Here is a 17,504-nt window from a genome sequence, read left to right as displayed (position 1 = left end):
TGATCTGTCTGATCCGGGGCTGGCCCGGCGCTAATCCTGAACGAAGCGCATCGGCGCGCCGATCTCGACGCTGGCTGGCCTGTCCACCGTGCAATAGACGCCGAGATTGTGGGCGTTGTGGCGGACCAGATTGCGCAGGATGCCGGGGTCGTGGTCGAAGCCGTCCTGGGAGATGATGGTGAAGCCGCAGCGGCGGCATGGTGCCGAGATGGTCACCAGCAGGTCGCCGATGGCGAGCTTGCGGCCGATCCATTCGGTCTCGGGAAACGAGCCTTCGACCGCCGCCATGTCGACGACGATGTTGGGGCGGAAGCGGCGCGGATCGGGGACGCCGTCGGGGTGTAGCGCCTTCAGCCGCGCCAGCGATGCGGTGGTCAAGAGATGGATCGGCGCCTTGCGGTAGCGCTCGGCGGTCAGTGGGCCGGTGTAGCCGGGCGCGTTATCCTGGCTGAACGGCCGGATCGAGGCGGCGAAGCCGAGATAGGCCGAGATGGCGCGGTCGCATTCAGCACCTGGTGCTGCCAGCCAGTCGCCATCGGGAACGGCGATCTCCAGCTGCCGGTCGTTGCTCAGCCTTGTGCGGATGCGCGGCACCTTGTGCCATTTCGCATCGCGATCGGGCCGCGCGATCTCGTTGTCCGAGACATCGACGAGGCCGAACAGCCGGTCACCGCCGATGGTCTCAAGGCCGACCGAAATGGCGTCCCGGCGCTCGCCGGCAAGCGAGCTTGCCGGGTAACGCCAGAGCTCCGTAACCGCCCCCAGTGCAGGCATCAAACGCGTCAGGTCTTCTTGTTCTGGCGGTTGGCGATCAGGTCGTCGACCACGGCCGGGTCAGCCAGTGTCGAGGTGTCGCCAAGTGCGGAAAAATCGTCCTCAGCGATCTTGCGCAGGATGCGGCGCATGATCTTGCCGGAGCGGGTTTTCGGCAGGCCGGGAGCGAACTGGAGCTTGTCGGGCGACGCGATGGCGCCGATCTCCTTGCGGACATGGGCGACGAGCTCCTTGCGCAGCTCCTCGGTCGGTTCCACGCCTTTCATCAAGGTGACGTAGCTGTAGATTCCCTGGCCCTTGATGTCGTGAGGATAGCCGACGACGGCGGCCTCCGAAACCTTGTCATGGCTGACCAGTGCCGATTCGACTTCCGCCGTGCCCATGCGGTGGCCGGAGACGTTGATGACGTCGTCGACGCGGCCGGTGATCCAGTAATAGCCATCGGCGTCGCGCCGGCAGCCGTCGCCGGTAAAGTATTTGCCCTTGTAGGTGGAGAAATAGGTCTGCACGAAGCGGTCGTGGTCGCCATAGACGGTGCGCATCATGCCCGGCCAAGAATCGGTGATGCAGAGATTGCCGTCGGCGGCACCCTCCAGCACCTTGCCCTCGCCGTCGACCAGCTGCGGCTTGACGCCGAAGAAGGGCCGCGTCGCCGAGCCGGCCTTGAGGTCGGTGGCGCCGGGCAACGGTGTGATCAGAATGCCGCCGGTTTCGGTCTGCCACCAGGTGTCGACGATCGGCACCTTGCCGTTGCCGACGACGTTGAAATACCACTCCCAGGCTTCCGGGTTGATCGGCTCGCCGACCGAACCGAGTACGCGCAGCGATTTGCGCGAGGTCTTCTTCACCGGGTCGTCGCCGGCGCCCATCAGCGCACGCAGCGCCGTCGGTGCGGTGTAGAAGATGTTGACCTTGTGCTTGTCGATGACTTCCCAGAAGCGCGACTGCGAGGGGTAGTTCGGCACACCCTCGAACATCAGCGTGGTGGCGCCGTTGGCGAGCGGGCCATAGACGATGTAGCTATGACCGGTGACCCAGCCGACATCGGCGGTGCACCAGTAGATGTCGCCGTCATGGTAGTCGAAAACATATTGGTGCGTCATCGAGGCATAGACGAGATAGCCGGCGGTGGTGTGCAGCACGCCCTTCGGCTTGCCGGTCGAGCCCGATGTGTAGAGGATGAACAGCGGATCCTCGGCTTTCATCTTCTCCGGCTTGCAGTCCGCCTTCACGGTGGCGATCTCGTCATGGTACCAGACGTCGCGGCCCTGGACCCAGCCGGCTTTGCCGCCGGTGCGGCGCACGACCACCACCTTTTCGACCTTGGTGCCGGCCTTGGCCGCGATCTCGATCGCCTTGTCGGTGTTGTCCTTCAGCGGAATCGGTTTGCCGCCGCGCAGCCCTTCATCGGCGGTGATGACGAAGGTCGACTTGCAGTCGTCGATGCGGCCGGCCAGCGCGTCCGGCGAGAAGCCGCCGAAGACGATCGAATGGATGGCGCCAATCCGCGTACAGGCCAGCATCGCATAAGCGGCCTCCGGGATCATCGGCATGTAGATGGTGACGCGGTCGCCCTTCTTGACGCCGTGCTTCTTCATCACATTGGCCAGCCGGCAGACGCGCTCGTAAAGCTCGTTATAGGTGATTTTCTTGTCGTCGTAGGGGTTATCGCCTTCCCAGATGATGGCGGTCTGGTTGCCGCGCTTCTTCAAATGGCGGTCGATGCAGTTGTAGGAGACGTTGGTCTCGCCGTCCTCGAACCATTTGATCGAGACCTTGCCGTCGAAGGAGGTGTTCTTGACCTTGCTGAACGGCTTGAACCAGTCGATGCGCTTGCCGTGCTTGCCCCAGAACTTGTCCGGATTCTTCACGCTGTCGGCATACCATTTCAGGTAGGTGTCGTTGTCGATCAGCGCGTTCTTCTTCCACGCCGGCTGGACGCGGTGGACATGAACCTCGGACATTTCTGGCATTCCTCCCCAAACTATCCGCCGATTTGATCATTGGCGGGATCGCGGCGATGCGGCCGCGAATTCGCGCGCATTATTAACAGTTCCGGCATGACGGCAACATTAGACGTTGGATTCGCGCGGCGGGATGACGCAGGGGCGTCGTCCGGTACTGTCAGCACTCTGCCAAGGTCGCTGCTAACTGCATGTTTTAGCGTAGAAAATGCCCAGGACGATCAAAAAAAATCAATAGACAGTTAAGCAAGTGAGCGCAGAATCCAACATTGGGAGGAAAGGAGATCGACGCAGGGGGCTGCAATGCGTGACCATGCCGAAATGGACTTGATGCTCAAAGGCTATGGGCTGACCACGGCCAAGATTCTCTATCACTTCCCCGACCACCCGCACCTGCTGCAGAGCTTCATCTGGCAGGATTACGACCTCGCACCGAAATTCCCGGTGCTGGTCCGCTTCATCGAATTCTGGCAGGCCAAGCTCGACGGCCCGCTGCATTCGGTGACCTACACGCATCAGAAGCTGATCGCGCCGAATGAGTGGCGGAAGGTCGATGGGGAGTTCGTGCTGCACTAGGTCAAAACTCAACCCGCCATCTGCGGCGGCTAGCGCCGAGAGGATGGAAAGGGGCGATCAGGGTTGCCCTATCGCGTCATCAGCTCCTCTATGCTTAGGAGCTGAGGGTTTCCACGCAGGAGGACCTCGCCATACCATGATATTCTATCGTGTGATGGCAGAAGAAGAGGTGACGGCTTCAGGCCTAACAGGGCGCGCTCCATTGCCTCGCCAAAAGTGCGGCCCATAAGGCATATGCCTTGCATGTCCGGGAACACCGCAAACACCCGGCCTTCTCTATCGATATAGAGGCTTTCGTGATTGTTGTGGGCGCTTGCAAAGCCAGCCAGCTCTGTCTGAAGCAGGGCTCCAATTTCGGAAATTTCTTCGTAGTCTTCGTCTGACGGCCACCTGAAGACGACGTCGCTCCGGCCGCATTCCACCCCAGGACCGGTCTCACCCACCTTGAGGCCATCGAACTCACTGAGAATGGCAGCCGCCGGATGGCCGGCCGGGACCGTTGGAGATACGGGCACCTTGCGCCCGGGAAACCATCCGGCTGCGGCAAAGATCGGCAAAACAGCTGGCGGTAGAGTCGTCATAGTGCAGTTATGAGCGGTGATCCCAACGTCCGCAACGGGTCGACTGCGGACGTTAGTCGTAGATGAACAGCTTGTCGTCAGCCGCCCGGCGACGCCCTCACACCGCGGGCGGGTTCAGACGGGCAAAGCCCTCCTGGCGGCGATAGGGGAAGTACGGGTAGGGTGCGGTGACTTCGCTTGCCGCATCGAGCTTCTTGATCTGCTCCGGCGTCAAGGCCCAGCCGACGGCGCCGAGGTTCTGGCGCAGCTGTTCCTCGTTGCGGGCGCCGATGATGACGGAGGACACGGTCGGGCGCTGCAGCAGCCAGTTGATGGCGATCTGTGGAACGGTCCTGCCGGTTTCTTCGGCCACCGCGTCGAGCGCATCCATGACCCGATAGAGATGCTCGTCGGCGACCGGCGGGCCGAAATCGGCGGTGTCGTGCAGCCGGCTCTTTTCCGGCAGGGGCTGGCCGCGGCGGATCTTGCCGGTCAGTCGGCCCCAGCCGAGCGGGCTCCACACCAGCGCGCCGACACTCTGGTCGAGGCCGAGCGGCATCAGCTCCCACTCATAGTCGCGGCCGACCAGCGAGTAGTAGACCTGATGCGCGGCGTAGCGGGGATAACCGTGCTTGTCGGCTTCCGCCAGCGACTTCATCACTTGCCAGCCGGAGAAGTTGGAGACGCCGACATAGCGCAGCTTGCCGACGCGTACGAGATCGTCCAGCGTCGACAGCACTTCCTCGATTGGTGTGCCGGCGTCGAAGGCGTGCAACTGCAAAAGGTCGATGTAATCGGTGCCGAGGCGCTTCAGTGCCGCGTCGACGGATTTGATCAGGCGCGAGCGCGACGAGCCGTAATCGGCTGGCCCATCGCCCATCGGCAGCGAGGTCTTGGTAGAGATCAACACGGCGTCGCGGCGGCCCTTGATGGCTTCGCCCAGCACCTCTTCGGAAGCGCCATTCGAATAGACATCGGCCGTGTCGAACAGATTGACGCCGGCCTCGAGACAGATGTCGATCAGCCGCCGCGCCTCCTTGGCGTCGCTGTTGCCCCAGGCGCCGAACAGCGGGCCGGAGCCGCCGAAAGTGCCGGCGCCGAAGGAGAGTGCGGGCACTTTCAGGCCCGATGAGCCGAGACGTCGATAATCCATTTTATGTCCTTTCAAAGTGTGAAGCAGCGGATGCGTCGCTCAGTTTTTGACCAGTGTGGCGAGGTCGATGGCGTCGGCCATGGCCTGGTTTCCCTCGTCACCTGGATGCAGATGGTCGCCGGAATCGAATTCGGGCAGCAGACGTGTCGGATGCGCCGGATCGCGCAGCAGGAGGTCGAAATCGACCACGGCATCGAAGGCGCCGCTGGTGCGGATCCAGGTGTTGACCTTTTGGCGCAGCGCATCCTTTTCCGCCGTATAGTAGGCATCGAGCGGCGTCCCGCTCAATGCGCCTTCGAAGGGCGTCAGCGTGGCGCCGACAATGCTGAGATTGTGGGCGTGGGCCTGGGCGGCGAGCTGCAGGTAGGCGCTTGTCAAGGTTTCGAAAGCGGGCAGGGATTTTTCGCGCACGAAGGGCGTGCCTGGCCAGCTGATGTCGTTGATGCCGATGAGCAGGATCACCGCCTTGACGCCGGGCTGGGCAAGGACATCGCGGTCGAAGCGCGCGGATGCCTTCTCGCCCATGGCGTCGTCCAGCAGCCTTGCGCCGGATATGCCGGCGTTGAGCACCGCTACCTGTTTCGGCGCGAGGCGCGCGGCCAGGAAATCGGGCCAGCGGTTGTCCGCATCCAAAGTGGCGCCATTGCCGTCGGTGATCGAATCGCCGATAGCGACGACAGCGCCGTCATTTGCGGGTGCGTCGACCAGGATTTCGCTGAGCAGGATGCGTGCGTCGGTGGTCTGCGTGGCCGCGAACGCGTCCGAAGCCATCTGGTTGCCGTTGCCGATATAGGCGGTCTGCTTGCCGTCCCAATGGAAGGTGGCGAGCGGCGTTTCCTGCGGCAGATAGACCGAGACCGAAAGCCGGCTCAAGGCATCGAGCGGCAGGTCCACCGGGTCGCTGATCAGAAATGTGCCCGGCGCGATTGCGGCCTTGGCCTGTCCGCCAAAGGTCAGCGCTCGATCGGTGCCGGCGATAATTTTCGATCCCTTGCCGGCGACCGCCACATGGGCCCCGCCGATCTGGACCGGCGTGGCGGCATACTCGTTCGACAGGACGACGCGGAATTTCTCGCCACCGAGGCTGATCCGGACCGTCTGGCGAATGGTCTGGTTCTCAAGCTGCGGCGATATCTTCACCGGCAAGGCAAAATCGGCGCCCCATGTCGATTGCGGACTGGCCAACCAGGTGCCGACCCACCCTTGCCTTTCGCCGGCTATCGCCGGATCGAACATCAACGACGCCGCCAGGGCGATAGGAACGAGCCTCAAATGCCTGACCGCATTGGCAAGGATGGCGTAGCGAACCGGATCTCTGCTGTTGGTCACAACGGTTTCTCCTGTTGGGTTCGTGTCTTGGCTTCTGTCGAGGTAGGAATGTTTCGGAGCTACGGTCACTCCGCGGCGCTTGGGCAGACGGCGGCCGGCACCAATCGCTCGCCGTTTCTGTCGAGGCGCAGCGCCAGGGCGGCGACGCCGAGTGCCGAGACCGGCAGCAAGGCGGCGACCCAGGTCAGCGAGCCGAGGCCGAGGCCATGGGCAATCACCGCGCCGCCGAGCCAGGCGCCGGCGGCATTGCCGAGATTAAAGGCGGCGATGTTGAAGGACGAGGCGAGGCTCTGGCCGGCACCTTGCGCCTTTTCCAGCACCCACATCTGCAGCGGTGCCACGGTGGCGAAGGCTGCGGCACCCAGCAGGCCGACATAGATCACGGCCAGGACCTGGCTGTGGACGGCAAAGGTCATGGTTGCCAGCACCAGCGCCAGCACCACGAGGCTGCCGAGCACCGCCGGTACCAGCCAGCGGTCGGCGACTTTGCCGCCAAGCAGATTGCCGGCGATGAGACCGCCGCCGAAGACGAGCAGGATCGGCGACACGGCCGCTTCCTTGAAGCCGCTGATCTCGGTCAGCAATGGGGCGATGTAGGTGAAGACGGCGAAGACTCCGGCATAGCCGAGCACGGTGGTGGCAAGGCCGAGCAGCACCGGCGTGCGGCGCAGCACGGCGAGGTCGGCTCGCAAATTGGTCTTCTCGGGCGGCGTCTGGCTGCGCGGCACCAGAAGGAGGATGACGGCGAAGGCTGCCAAACCGACCAGGGTTACTGCCCAGAAGGTGGCGCGCCAGCCGAAGGCTTGGCCGAGCCATGTGCCGAAGGGGACGCCGAGAATGTTGGCGATGGTCAGGCCGGTGAACATCAGCGCGATCGCCGAGGCCTTCTTGTTGGGCGCGACCAAGCCGGTGGCGACCACCGAGCCGACGCCGAAGAAGGTGCCGTGGGCAAAGGCGGTGATGATGCGGGCGCCCATCAGCGTCCAGTAGTCGGGCGCCAGCGCACAGGCGAGGTTGCCGAGGGTGAAGATGGCCATCAGCGCCAAGAGCACGGTCTTGCGCGGCCAATTGCCGGTGGCGATGGTCAAAAGCGGCGCGCCGATGACGACGCCAAGTGCATAGCCTGAAATCAGCTGGCCGGCGGCCGAGATCGAGACGCCGAGATCTTTGCTGACATCGATCAGCAGGCCCATGATGACGAATTCGGTGACACCGATGCCGAAGGCACCGGCGGCGAGGGCATAGAGAGCAAGAGGCATGGCGGTTTCCACTTCCAAGACGATGAGCGCCTTGTCCAATCCGCGCCCCGACCCAAGAGATCGTACACCCACGCCTTGTGAACCAGACTTGCCTTAGGCATATTTCCTGTGAAATAGATTCACAGATGGCCAGGCCCGACATCAACCGCTCCGGCGAGATCGAAGTGTTCGTGCGCGTTGTCGAGGCGGGCAGCTTTTCGGCTGCCGCTCGCGCGTTGCGCATGACGCCGTCGGCGGTCAGCAAACTGATAGCGCGGCTGGAGGCAAGGCTCGGGGCGCGGCTGGTCAGCCGCTCGACGCGCAAGCTGCAGCTGACGCCGGAAGGGACGGCCTTCTACGACAGCGGGCTGCGCATCCTGGCCGACATGGCGGCGGCCGAACGCGAGGCCGCCGTGGGTGCGGCACCGCGCGGACGGCTGCGCGTCAACAGCTATGTGCCCTTCGGGGTGCACCGGCTGATCCCGCTGCTGCCGCGCTTCCTCGAACGCTATCCTGAGATTTCGGTCGATCTGGTGCTGACCGACAGCGTCATCGACCTGATGCAGGAGCGCGCCGACGTCGCCATCCGCGCCGGTCCGCTCGGCGAATCGCGGCTGGTGGCGCGCAAGCTCGGGCAATGTCGGATGGTGGTCGTTGCAGCACCGTCCTACCTAGTCACACATGGCACGCCACTGACACCTGCCGATCTCGACCGGCACAATCGCATGGCTTTCGGCTTTGTCCGGCATGTCGATGGCTGGCAGTTCGTCGACGCAGCCGGCAACGCCGTCACGGTGCCGATAATGGGAAACACGGTGGTCAGCGATGGCGAGTCGATGCGGCTGATGGCGGTTGCCGGCGCCGGCATCGCCCGGCTGGCACATTGGCATGTGGCTGATGACATTGCGGCGGGCCGGCTGACGGGGCTGCTGGAGGATTTCAATCCGGGCGACGAGGAGCCTAGCCACGCCGTCTATGTCGGCCAGGGCCGGCATTTGCCGGCACGGGTGCGGGCCTTTCTCGACTTTCTGGTTGAGAGCGTGCGGATGGCCTGACAGACGTTCGGGAGCCAAATGGCTCCCGAGGCATCAGGCCGAGATGCGCCTACCTCTTCGGCACGAATGGCGCCGGGCGGCGGCCGGCGCCCTGACGCTCCAGCATCCAGCCGGGATATTCGGAGGGCAGCGCGCTGACCTCGTCCAGTTTGGCGAGATCGTCGACGTCGAGCTTCACATCGGCCGCGGCAAGGTTCTGTTCCAGCTGCTCCATGCGGCTGGCGCCGATGATGACGCTCATCACGAAAGGTTTTGCCAGGACATAGCCGAGCGCCACGGTGGCGACGCTGACGTCGTGCTTCTTGGCGATGTCGCGCATGACGGCGACAGCTGCCCAGGCGCGATCCTCATTGACCGGCGGGAAGTTGAAGGCGGCGCGGCGGCCTTCGCCATTGCCGGGCGCGCCGGGGCCGTATTTGCCCGACAGCAGGCCACCGGCCATCGGCGACCACACCATCAGCCCGAGCTTCTCCTCGTTGATGAGCGGCACGATCTCGCGCTCGAGGTCGCGGCCGGCGATCGAATAATAGGACTGGATGGTCTCGAAGCGGGAAAAGCCCTTGCGCTCGGCAATGCCCAGCGCCTTGGCGATGCGCCAGGCCTGCCAGTTGGAGACGCCGACATAGCGAACCTTGCCGCTGGCGACGAGATCGTCCAGCGCCCGCAGCGTCTCGTCGATCGGCGTCACCGTGTCGGTGCCGTGCAACTGGTAGAGGTCGATATGGTCGAGCTGCAGCCGCTCCAGGCTAGCGTCGACCGAATCCATGATGTGGCCGCGCGACGAGCCGCGCTCGTTCGGGCCCTGGCCCATGGCGCCGTGGACTTTGGTGGCGATGATGACGTCGGAGCGCTTGACACCGAGATCCCTGAGCGACTGGCCGAGCAGACGCTCGGACTGGCCGAACGAATAGACGTCGGCCGTGTCGAAGAAATTGACGCCGGCGGCGATGGAGCGGGCAACGATGTCGTTGACGCCCTTCTGGTCGAGACTGGCGATGAGGCCCCATTGGGCATTCTCGCCGGCGGCGCCGAAAGTCATGGTGCCGAGGCAGAGTTCGGAGACGAACATCCCCGTATTTCCGAGTTGGTTGTAGCGCATGGTGGCGGCTCCAGAAGATTTGGTGAAGGCACACCCCATATAGGAACGGTCCGTTTCGTTTCCAGTCGTGGCGCAATGAACCTTTCGTAGCTGGCATCATAGGTTCGCCACTTGTCGGTGGGGCGATGAAATAAATGTGACCGGCGCCGACCCGCGGCCCATGGTTTCCTGGAACTTTGGAGGTTGACCGAAACATTTCTCACTTCGTCATCCACGGGCGGAGCAGCCGCGAAGCGGCGTCGCGAAGACCCGAGGATCCATGCCGCGACCCTGGCCAAAGGGCGCGACGGAGCAGAAATTCTTCACTGCAGCGGCGCTCTGAAGTCCCGGCATGGATCCCGGGGTCTACGCCGCGTCGCTTCGCTCCTTGCTCCGCCCCAGGATGACGAAGGTTCTGTCGACGCGGCCAATCGCGTATGGCGGAAATGGACCTACCGGCTGCCGAAGATCGCCGAGCCGACCCGGATGCTGGTGGCGCCGAAGGCGATGGCTGTTTCATAATCGCCGGACATGCCCATCGACAGTTTGGCGACGCCGGCCTCGCGCGCCAGCTTTTCCAGCAAAGCGAAATGCGGTCCGGGGTTTTCGTCCGCCGGCGGGATGCACATCAGGCCTTCGATGGCCAGCCCGTGAATGTCGCGGCAATGAGCAACAAAGGCGACGGCGTCACGCGGCTCGATGCCGGCCTTTTGCGGCTCCGAACCGGTGTTGACCTGGACATAGAGTTTTGGCGTCCGGCCTTGCCTGGTGATCTCTTTGGCAAGTTCGGCGGCGATCTTCTCGCGGTCGACGGTCTCGATGACGTCGGCCAAAGCAACCGCTTCCTTCGCCTTGTTCGACTGCAGCGGGCCGATGAGGTGCAGCTCGATGTCGGGGAATTCCTGTTTCAGTGCCGGCCATTTGGCCTGCGCCTCCTGGACGCGGTTTTCGCCGAAGACGCGCTGGCCGGCTTCGATGACGGGGCGGATGGCGTCGGCCTCAAAAGTCTTCGACACGGCAACCAGCGTCACGGAACCGGCGTCGCGGCCGGCTTCGCGCTCTGCAGTGGCGATCCTTGTCTTGACGGCGAAAAACTGTTCGACGGCGCTGGCCATGCCTATATCCTGCCTGTCTTTCTAGCCCTCGCCGGCTCGCCGCAGTTGACGGGTCCGGCAATCCATGGTGAACACCGCGACGACATTTACCTCGGCCACCGGGCCTTGTCCGGCGGCTTGCGCCTGCTTTTAAGTGAAAATCATCCGATGGCAACCGAACGATACAATCCGCGCGCGTCAGAGCCCAAATGGCAGAAAGCCTGGGCCGAAAAGAAGCTGTTCGAAGCGCACAATGACGACCCGAAGCCGAAATACTATGTGCTGGAGATGTTTCCCTATCCTTCGGGGAAGATCCATATCGGCCATACCCGCAACTACACGATGGGCGACGTGGTGGCGCGCTACAAGCGGGCCAAGGGTTTCAACGTGCTGCACCCGATGGGCTGGGATGCCTTCGGCATGCCGGCCGAAAATGCGGCGATGCAGAACAAGGTCCATCCCAAGGAATGGACCTACGCCAACATCGCCGCCATGCGCGAACAGCTCAAGATGATGGGCTTGTCGCTGGACTGGGCGCGCGAATTCGCCACCTGCGACGTCGACTATTACCACCGCCAGCAGATGCTGTTCCTCGATTTCGTCGAGAAGGGGCTGGTGACGCGCAAATCCTCCAAGGTCAACTGGGACCCGGAGGACATGACGGTGCTCGCCAACGAGCAGGTCATCGACGGGCGCGGCTGGCGCTCCGGCGCCCTGGTCGAACAGCGTGAGCTGACGCAGTGGTTCTTCAAGATCACCGATTATGCGCAGGATCTGCTGGATTCGCTGAACGGTCTCGGCGAGTGGCCGGAAAAGGTCAAGCTGATGCAGCAGAACTGGATCGGCCGCTCCGAAGGGCTGCTGATCCGCTGGCCGCTGGCAGCACCCGTTGGCGACACGCACGAGCTGGAAGTTTACACGACCAGGCCCGACACCATCTTCGGCGCCTCTTTCATGGCAGTTGCCGCCGATCATCCGCTGGCCAAAAAGGCGGCGGAGACCAATGTCGAGCTGGCCAAGTTCATCGACGAAGTGCGCCATATGGGCACGTCGGTGGCCGCACTGGAGACGGCCGAGAAGAAGGGCTTCGACACCGGGATCCGCGTCGTCCATCCGTTCGACGACTCGTGGACGCTGCCGGTCTATGTCGCCAATTTCGTGCTGATGGAATACGGCACCGGCGCCATTTTCGGCTGCCCGTCGGGCGACCAGCGCGACCTCGACTTCGCCAACAAATACGGCCTGCCGGTGACCCCGGTGGTGATGCCGGAAGATGCCGACGCAAAGACCTTCCAGATCACGGAAGAGGCCTATGTCGATGACGGCGTGATGATCAATTCGCGCTTCCTCGACGGCATGAAGCCGGAGCAGGCGTTCGACGAAGTGGCGAAGCTGCTGGAGCAGAAAAGCATCGGTGGCCGGCCGATGGCCGAGCGCAAGGTGAACTTCCGCCTGCGCGACTGGGGCATTTCGCGCCAGCGCTATTGGGGCTGCCCGATCCCGATGATCCATTGCGAGGATTGCGGCGTGGTGCCGGTGCCGAAGGCCGACCTGCCGGTCAAACTGCCCGACGACATCGAGTTCGACCGTCCCGGTAATCCGCTCGACCGTCACCCGACCTGGCGGCATGTCAAATGCCCGCAATGCGGCAAGGACGCACGGCGCGAGACCGACACGATGGACACGTTCGTCGATTCGTCCTGGTATTTCGCGCGCTTCACCGCGCCCTGGGCCAACGAACCGACCGAACCCAAGGCTGCCGACGATTGGCTGGCGGTCGACCAGTATATTGGCGGCATCGAGCACGCGATCCTGCATCTGCTCTATTCGCGCTTCTTCACCCGCGCCATGCGCGAGACCGGGCATCTCGATCTCGCCGAGCCGTTCAAGGGCCTGTTCACGCAAGGCATGGTGGTGCACGAGACCTACCGCGTCGGCGGCGCCTCGACCAATGGACGCTGGCTGTCGCCAAGTGAGGTCAGGATCGAGGATGCCGGCGGCAAGCGCCGCGCCATCGAGATCGCCACCGGCGAAGAGGCGGCGATCGGCTCGCTCGAAAAGATGTCGAAGTCGAAGAAGAACACGGTGAGCCCGGAAGACATCACCGACGGTTACGGTGCCGACACCGCGCGCTGGTTCATGCTGTCGGATTCGCCGCCGGAGCGCGACGTCGAATGGACCGACGATGGCGCCGCCGGCGCGCACCGCTTCATCCAGCGCGTCTGGCGCCTGGTGTCGATCGCCGCCGAGACGCTCGACGGCGTCAAGCCGCAGGCGGCGAAGGAAGGCGAGGCCGGCGCCGTTTCCAAGGCCGCGCACAAGATCCTGAAGGCCATCGGCGAGGACATCGAGAAGCTCGGCTTCAACCGCGCCATCGCCCGCATCTACGAGCTGGCCAACGCCTTGACCACGCCGCTCAATGACGTCGCCGAGGGCAAGGCCGATGCAGCTCTCAAAGGCGCCTGCTGCGAGGCCGTGGAGATCCTGGTGCATGTGGTTGCGCCGGTCATGCCGCATCTGGCGGAGGAGTGCTGGCACACGCTGGGCGGCACCGATCTGGTCGCCGAACGGCCGTGGCCGGTCTACGATCCGGCGCTGGTCGTCGACAACGAGATCGTGCTGCCGGTCCAGGTCAACGGCAAGAAGCGTGGGGATTTGACAATTGCCCGCGACGCGGACCAAGGTGCGGTCGAAAAAGCGGTGCTGGCCCTCGACTTCGTGCAAAAAGCGCTGGAAGGTAAGGCGCCCCGCAAGGTGATCATCGTGCCGCAGAGGATCGTCAATGTCGTTGCCTGATCTGGAAAAGACGACGCATTTGCTGCGCCGCGCCGCGCTGTACGGCATGGTCGCCTCGATAGCGCTGGTTTCGGCCTGCACGGTCAGGCCGCTCTATTCCAGTGCGCCGTTGACGGCGGGCTCGACCGTCAGCGCTTCAGCCGAACTGGCGTCGATCGCGGTCAAGCCGGTCAAGACCCGCTATGCCCAGCAGGTCCGCAACAATCTGATCTTTGCCTTTGGCCAGGGCGCCGGCGAGCCGCCAGCGCCGGTCTACATGCTCGATCTCGGCGTCACCGAACTGGTCGAATCGGCCGCTGTGGTGCAGGTCCAGACCGACGAGGATGAGCCGACCGCAGGCACGGTGACGCTGACGGCGAACTATGTGCTGACCGATGCCAAGACCGGCGCGGTAATCGCCACCGGCAAGCGCTCGATCCCGTCATCCTTCGACAAGCCAAGGCAGGAGTTCGCTTCCTACCGTGCGCAGCTCGACGCCGAGAACCGCGCCGCGCGCGAACTGGCCGAAATGGTGAGCCTGTCGGTCGCCCAGGATCTGGTCAGGCACGGCAAAAAGGCCTGAGAGACCGTTTGGAAATTCTACTCCGGCGGTCATCTGATGGCGTTTTCTGCGCTTCCGGTGCTCACGGACCGAAATGTCCGCTGCGCTCCGGTTCTCGAAACCACCACCATATGACTCGCCAGAGCGAATTTCGAAATGGTCTCTGAGCGTTCCCCAATATGCGGATCGCAATAAAAAAGGCCGGTTTCCCGGCCTTTTTGTTGATATCGAAGCTTGGTCTCAGCCGATCTTCTGGCCAGTCTTGGCCCAGTCGGCGAGGAACTGCTCGAGGCCCTTGTCGGTCAGCGGGTGCTTGACCAGCGCCTTGAGCGTCGCTGCCGGCGCGGTAACGACATCGGCGCCGATCAGGGCCGCCTGCTTGACGTGGTTCACGGTGCGAACCGATGCGACGAGGATTTCGGTGTCGAAATCATAATTGTCGTAGATATGACGGATTTCCTCGATCAGCTCCATGCCGTTCGCGCCGGTGTCGTCGACGCGGCCGACGAAGGGCGAGATGAAGGAGGCGCCGGCCTTGGCGGCGAGCAGCGCCTGGTTGGCCGAGAAGCACAGCGTCACATTGACCAAGCGGTTCATCTCGGTGCGGATCGTCCTGCAGGCGCGCAGGCCGTCCAGCGTCAGCGGCACCTTGATGCAGATGTTGTCGGCGATCTTGGCCAGGATCTTGGCCTCGGCCATCATGTCCTTGTATTCGGTGGCGACGACCTCGGCCGAAACCGGGCCCTTGACGATGTCGCAGATCTGCTTGGTGACATCGGCGATCTTGCCGCCGGATTTCAGGATCAGCGAGGGATTGGTGGTAACGCCGTCGAGCAGCCCCAGGTCGTTCAGTTCCTTGATGTCCTTGATGTCAGCGGTGTCGACAAAAAATTTCATGGGGTCTCCTGAAAGATTTCCATGTGCAGGTCATGCACATTCGGGGTTGCCCTTTGATCTAGACCAAAGTCGGGGCAAGGTCACGCCCGATGATCGAAGATTCGCTCTTTGTCGCAGCCGCGCCGGTGCTGGTGCCGATGCCCGCCGAACGGCCCTACACCTATGCGGTGCCTGCCGGCATGCGCGTGGTGCCGGGCTCGATCGTGCGCGTGCCGCTCGGTTCGCGCCAGGTTGCCGGCATCGTCTGGGACGGCTTGACCGAACAGGTCGACGCGAAGAAATTGCGGCCGATCGAGCAGGTTTTCGACTGCCCGCCGATCGACCGCGGCATGCGCCGCTTCGTCGACTGGATCGCGCAGTACACGCTGTCGCCGCCCGGCATGGTGGCGCGCATGCTGCTCAGGGCGCCGGAGGCGTTCGATCCCGAACCATGGATCGAGGGTCTGCAGCGGACGCTTCTCATGCCCGATCGGATGACGGACGCCAGGACACGCGTGCTGGAGACGGCGGAAGGTGGCCTCGCCTGGACGCGATCCGGGTTGGCGCATGCGGCAGGCGTGTCGTCGACGGTGATCGAGGGGCTCAAGGCGCAAGGCGTGTTCGAGACGGTGATGATCCCGCCGCGACCGGTGGTCGCAGCGCCCGATGCCTCTTACGCCCTGCCGGAGCTTATGCCGGACCAGGCTGATGCGGCCGCCATGCTGCGCGCCAATGTCGCGGCCGGTGCTTTCAACGTGACGCTTCTGGACGGTGTTACCGGATCGGGCAAGACGGAGGTCTATTTCGAAGCGGTGGCGGCGGCTCTCGACCAGGGCAAGCAGGTGCTGATCCTGTTGCCGGAAATCGCGCTGACGCATGCCTTCCTCGAACGCTTCCAGCAGCGCTTCGGCGCCAAGCCGGCCGAATGGCATTCCGACCTGCCGCCCAGAATGCGCGAAAAGGTCTGGCGGCAAGTGGCGGAAGGCGGCGTGCGCGTCGTCGCCGGCGCGCGCTCGGCGCTGTTTCTCCCGTTCCGCGAGCTCGGCCTCATCGTCGTCGACGAGGAGCACGACCCCGCCTACAAGCAGGAGGACCGCGTCTTCTACAATGCCCGCGACATGGCGGTGGTGCGCGGCCATATCAGCAGCTTTCCGGTGGTGCTGGCATCAGCGACGCCGTCCGTCGAAAGCCGGGTCAATGCGCAGCAGGGCCGCTACAGCAGGGCGGTGCTTTCGGCGCGCTTTGCCGAGGCCGCCCTTCCCGACCTCAAGACCATCGACATGCGGCGCGCGCCGCCGGCGCGCGGCGGCTTCCTGTCGCCGCTGCTGATCGATCAGATGCAGCGCACGCTGGAGAAAAAAGAACAGTCGCTGCTGTTCCTCAACCGGCGTGGCTATGCGCCGCTGACGCTGTGCCGGGTCTGCGGCCACCGCTTCGGCTGCCCGGTCTGCTCGGCCTGGCTGGTCGAGCACCGCTTTCGCGGCCAGCTTGTCTGCCATCATTGCGGGCACAATGAAAAGCGGCCGGAGGCCTGTCCCGAATGCGGCACGCTCGACCATCTTGTCGCCTGTGGGCCGGGCGTCGAGCGCATCGCCGAAGAGGTTGTGGCGCATTTCCCCGACGCGCGCACCATCGTCTTGTCCTCCGACCTGATGGGCGGCGTGCGGCGGCTGCGGCTGGAGCTGGAGGCCATCGCCAATGGCGAGGCCGATATCGTCATCGGCACGCAGCTGGTCGCCAAAGGGCATAACTTCCCCAACATGACGCTGGTCGGTGTCGTCGATGCGGATCTGGGTCTCGCCAATGGCGATCCGCGCGCTGCCGAGCGCACCTTCCAGTTGCTCAGCCAGGTGACAGGCCGCGCGGGGCGCACCGGCAAGAAGAGCCTCGGCCTGCTGCAGACTTTTCAGCCGGACCATCCGGTGATGCGGGCGATCGTCTCGGGCGACGCCGAGGCGTTTTACGAACGTGAGATCACCGAGCGCGAACGGGCGGCCCTGCCGCCTTTCGGCCGGCTCGCCGGCGTCATTGTCAGCGCGGTGACGCGGGCGGAGGCCGAAGGCCACGCTCGTGGTTTGCGCCGCGCAGCACCCCAGGCCAGCGACCTGTTCGTGCTTGGCCCGGCCGAGGCGCCGCTGTCCCTGCTTGGCGGGCGCCACCGCTTCCGCTTGCTGATCCAGGGCGAGCGACGGGCCGACATGCAAGGCTTCATCCGCACCATGCTGGCTGAAGGGCCGAAGCAACGCGGCTCGGTCCGCGTACAGGTCGACATCGACCCGCAAAGCTTTTTGTAAGCAAAGGCTAACGCCCCGCGGCGGCGCCCCGAAGTCGTTTTGTCAAGAAAGCTCAGTATCTTAGCATACGCTAAAATGCGCGTGGCTCATATACCTGACTGCCGTTTCGTTTGCTGAGTAATCCTGATCAAAAAACTCATAAAATAAATGTTGACTCGTTTTATCATGAATTATAA

At 63.8% G+C, this 17,504-nt stretch carries 14 protein-coding genes; 5 read left to right on the top strand and 9 right to left on the bottom strand.

All coding sequences use genetic code 11. From position 1 onward, the window contains the following. Positions 1-30 precede the first annotated feature (30 nt). Both AC1D1N_RS02270 and acs read right to left on the bottom strand, forming a co-directional pair. On the bottom strand, positions 31-774 hold the full coding sequence (locus AC1D1N_RS02270; RefSeq protein ID WP_477346332.1) for an MOSC domain-containing protein: 744 nt from the start codon (positions 772-774) through the stop codon (positions 31-33). 8 nt (positions 775-782) lie between these two features. Then, positions 783-2,738, bottom strand: a complete 1,956-nt coding sequence (acs, locus tag AC1D1N_RS02265) for an acetate--CoA ligase (RefSeq protein ID WP_477346330.1) — start codon at positions 2,736-2,738, stop codon at positions 783-785. A gap of 303 nt (positions 2,739-3,041) precedes the next feature. Here acs and AC1D1N_RS02260 point away from each other — a divergent pair, with 303 nt between their 5' ends. Further along, on the top strand, positions 3,042-3,314 hold the full coding sequence (locus AC1D1N_RS02260) for an usg protein (protein WP_352556825.1): 273 nt from the start codon (positions 3,042-3,044) through the stop codon (positions 3,312-3,314). A 68-nt stretch (positions 3,315-3,382) separates the two neighbouring features. Here the strand turns inward: AC1D1N_RS02260 and AC1D1N_RS02255 are convergent, their stop codons facing one another. From AC1D1N_RS02255 to AC1D1N_RS02240, 4 genes are all read right to left on the bottom strand, one after another. Beyond that, positions 3,383-3,895 (bottom strand): SUKH-3 domain-containing protein, encoded by a 513-nt coding sequence (locus AC1D1N_RS02255; protein WP_477346328.1) that lies wholly within the window; start codon positions 3,893-3,895, stop codon positions 3,383-3,385. 97 nt (positions 3,896-3,992) lie between these two features. Next, a complete protein-coding gene (locus tag AC1D1N_RS02250) occupies positions 3,993-5,027 on the bottom strand; it encodes an aldo/keto reductase (protein ID WP_477346326.1) in 1,035 nt (344 codons plus the stop codon). A 39-nt stretch (positions 5,028-5,066) separates the two neighbouring features. Then, the gene (locus AC1D1N_RS02245) at positions 5,067-6,356 is read right to left on the bottom strand and encodes an SGNH/GDSL hydrolase family protein (RefSeq protein ID WP_477346324.1); all 1,290 of its coding nucleotides are present in this window, start codon (positions 6,354-6,356) and stop codon (positions 5,067-5,069) included. 65 nt (positions 6,357-6,421) lie between these two features. Then, a complete protein-coding gene (locus AC1D1N_RS02240; RefSeq protein ID WP_477346322.1) occupies positions 6,422-7,615 on the bottom strand; it encodes an MFS transporter in 1,194 nt (397 codons plus the stop codon). A 125-nt stretch (positions 7,616-7,740) separates the two neighbouring features. Here AC1D1N_RS02240 and AC1D1N_RS02235 point away from each other — a divergent pair, with 125 nt between their 5' ends. Continuing rightward, positions 7,741-8,649, top strand: a complete 909-nt coding sequence (locus AC1D1N_RS02235) for a LysR family transcriptional regulator (protein WP_436262382.1) — start codon at positions 7,741-7,743, stop codon at positions 8,647-8,649. Between the two features lie 49 nt (positions 8,650-8,698). Here the strand turns inward: AC1D1N_RS02235 and AC1D1N_RS02230 are convergent, their stop codons facing one another. Then, positions 8,699-9,748 (bottom strand): aldo/keto reductase, encoded by a 1,050-nt coding sequence (locus AC1D1N_RS02230; protein WP_436262381.1) that lies wholly within the window; start codon positions 9,746-9,748, stop codon positions 8,699-8,701. A 431-nt stretch (positions 9,749-10,179) separates the two neighbouring features. After that, positions 10,180-10,842: a YggS family pyridoxal phosphate-dependent enzyme gene (locus AC1D1N_RS02225; RefSeq protein WP_477346320.1), complete on the bottom strand. Its 663-nt coding sequence runs from the start codon at positions 10,840-10,842 to the stop codon at positions 10,180-10,182. 147 nt (positions 10,843-10,989) lie between these two features. On the opposite strand from AC1D1N_RS02225, the gene leuS reads away from it, so the two are divergent. Both leuS and lptE read left to right on the top strand, forming a co-directional pair. Continuing rightward, positions 10,990-13,617 (top strand): leucine--tRNA ligase, encoded by a 2,628-nt coding sequence (gene leuS / locus AC1D1N_RS02220; RefSeq protein ID WP_477346318.1) that lies wholly within the window; start codon positions 10,990-10,992, stop codon positions 13,615-13,617. Then, a complete protein-coding gene (gene lptE / locus AC1D1N_RS02215; protein WP_477346316.1) occupies positions 13,604-14,179 on the top strand; it encodes an LPS assembly lipoprotein LptE in 576 nt (191 codons plus the stop codon). Before leuS ends, lptE begins: the two co-directional genes overlap by 14 nt. A 219-nt stretch (positions 14,180-14,398) precedes the next feature. Here lptE and fsa read toward each other — a convergent pair whose 3' ends face one another. Continuing rightward, positions 14,399-15,055 (bottom strand): fructose-6-phosphate aldolase, encoded by a 657-nt coding sequence (gene fsa, locus AC1D1N_RS02210; protein WP_181061482.1) that lies wholly within the window; start codon positions 15,053-15,055, stop codon positions 14,399-14,401. Positions 15,056-15,144: 89 nt separating this feature from the next. On the opposite strand from fsa, the gene AC1D1N_RS02205 reads away from it, so the two are divergent. Then, positions 15,145-17,328: a primosomal protein N' gene (locus tag AC1D1N_RS02205; RefSeq protein ID WP_477346313.1), complete on the top strand. Its 2,184-nt coding sequence runs from the start codon at positions 15,145-15,147 to the stop codon at positions 17,326-17,328. Positions 17,329-17,504: the final 176 nt, after the last annotated feature.

This window comes from Mesorhizobium sp. P2_B5 (genome assembly GCF_056404775.1).
The sequence above is the reverse complement of the archived record's forward strand: the minus strand, read 5'-3'. Positions and strand labels throughout refer to the sequence as shown.

Bases quoted from the DNA above. Each gene is read 5' to 3' on its own strand.
- AC1D1N_RS02260 (WP_352556825.1), top strand. From the start codon at position 3,042: ATGCGTGACCATGCCGAAATGGACTTGATGCTCAAAGGCTATGGGCTG.
- AC1D1N_RS02255 (WP_477346328.1), bottom strand. From the start codon at position 3,895: ATGACGACTCTACCGCCAGCTGTTTTGCCGATCTTTGCCGCAGCCGGA.
- AC1D1N_RS02250 (WP_477346326.1), bottom strand. From the start codon at position 5,027: ATGGATTATCGACGTCTCGGCTCATCGGGCCTGAAAGTGCCCGCACTC.
- AC1D1N_RS02230 (WP_436262381.1), bottom strand. From the start codon at position 9,748: ATGCGCTACAACCAACTCGGAAATACGGGGATGTTCGTCTCCGAACTC.
- leuS (WP_477346318.1), top strand. From the start codon at position 10,990: ATGGCAACCGAACGATACAATCCGCGCGCGTCAGAGCCCAAATGGCAG.
- lptE (WP_477346316.1), top strand. From the start codon at position 13,604: ATGTCGTTGCCTGATCTGGAAAAGACGACGCATTTGCTGCGCCGCGCC.
- fsa (WP_181061482.1), bottom strand. From the start codon at position 15,055: ATGAAATTTTTTGTCGACACCGCTGACATCAAGGACATCAAGGAACTG.
- AC1D1N_RS02240 (WP_477346322.1), bottom strand. From the start codon at position 7,615: ATGCCTCTTGCTCTCTATGCCCTCGCCGCCGGTGCCTTCGGCATCGGT.
- AC1D1N_RS02270 (WP_477346332.1), bottom strand. From the start codon at position 774: ATGCCTGCACTGGGGGCGGTTACGGAGCTCTGGCGTTACCCGGCAAGC.
- acs (WP_477346330.1), bottom strand. From the start codon at position 2,738: ATGTCCGAGGTTCATGTCCACCGCGTCCAGCCGGCGTGGAAGAAGAAC.
- AC1D1N_RS02205 (WP_477346313.1), top strand. From the start codon at position 15,145: ATGATCGAAGATTCGCTCTTTGTCGCAGCCGCGCCGGTGCTGGTGCCG.
- AC1D1N_RS02235 (WP_436262382.1), top strand. From the start codon at position 7,741: ATGGCCAGGCCCGACATCAACCGCTCCGGCGAGATCGAAGTGTTCGTG.
- AC1D1N_RS02225 (WP_477346320.1), bottom strand. From the start codon at position 10,842: ATGGCCAGCGCCGTCGAACAGTTTTTCGCCGTCAAGACAAGGATCGCC.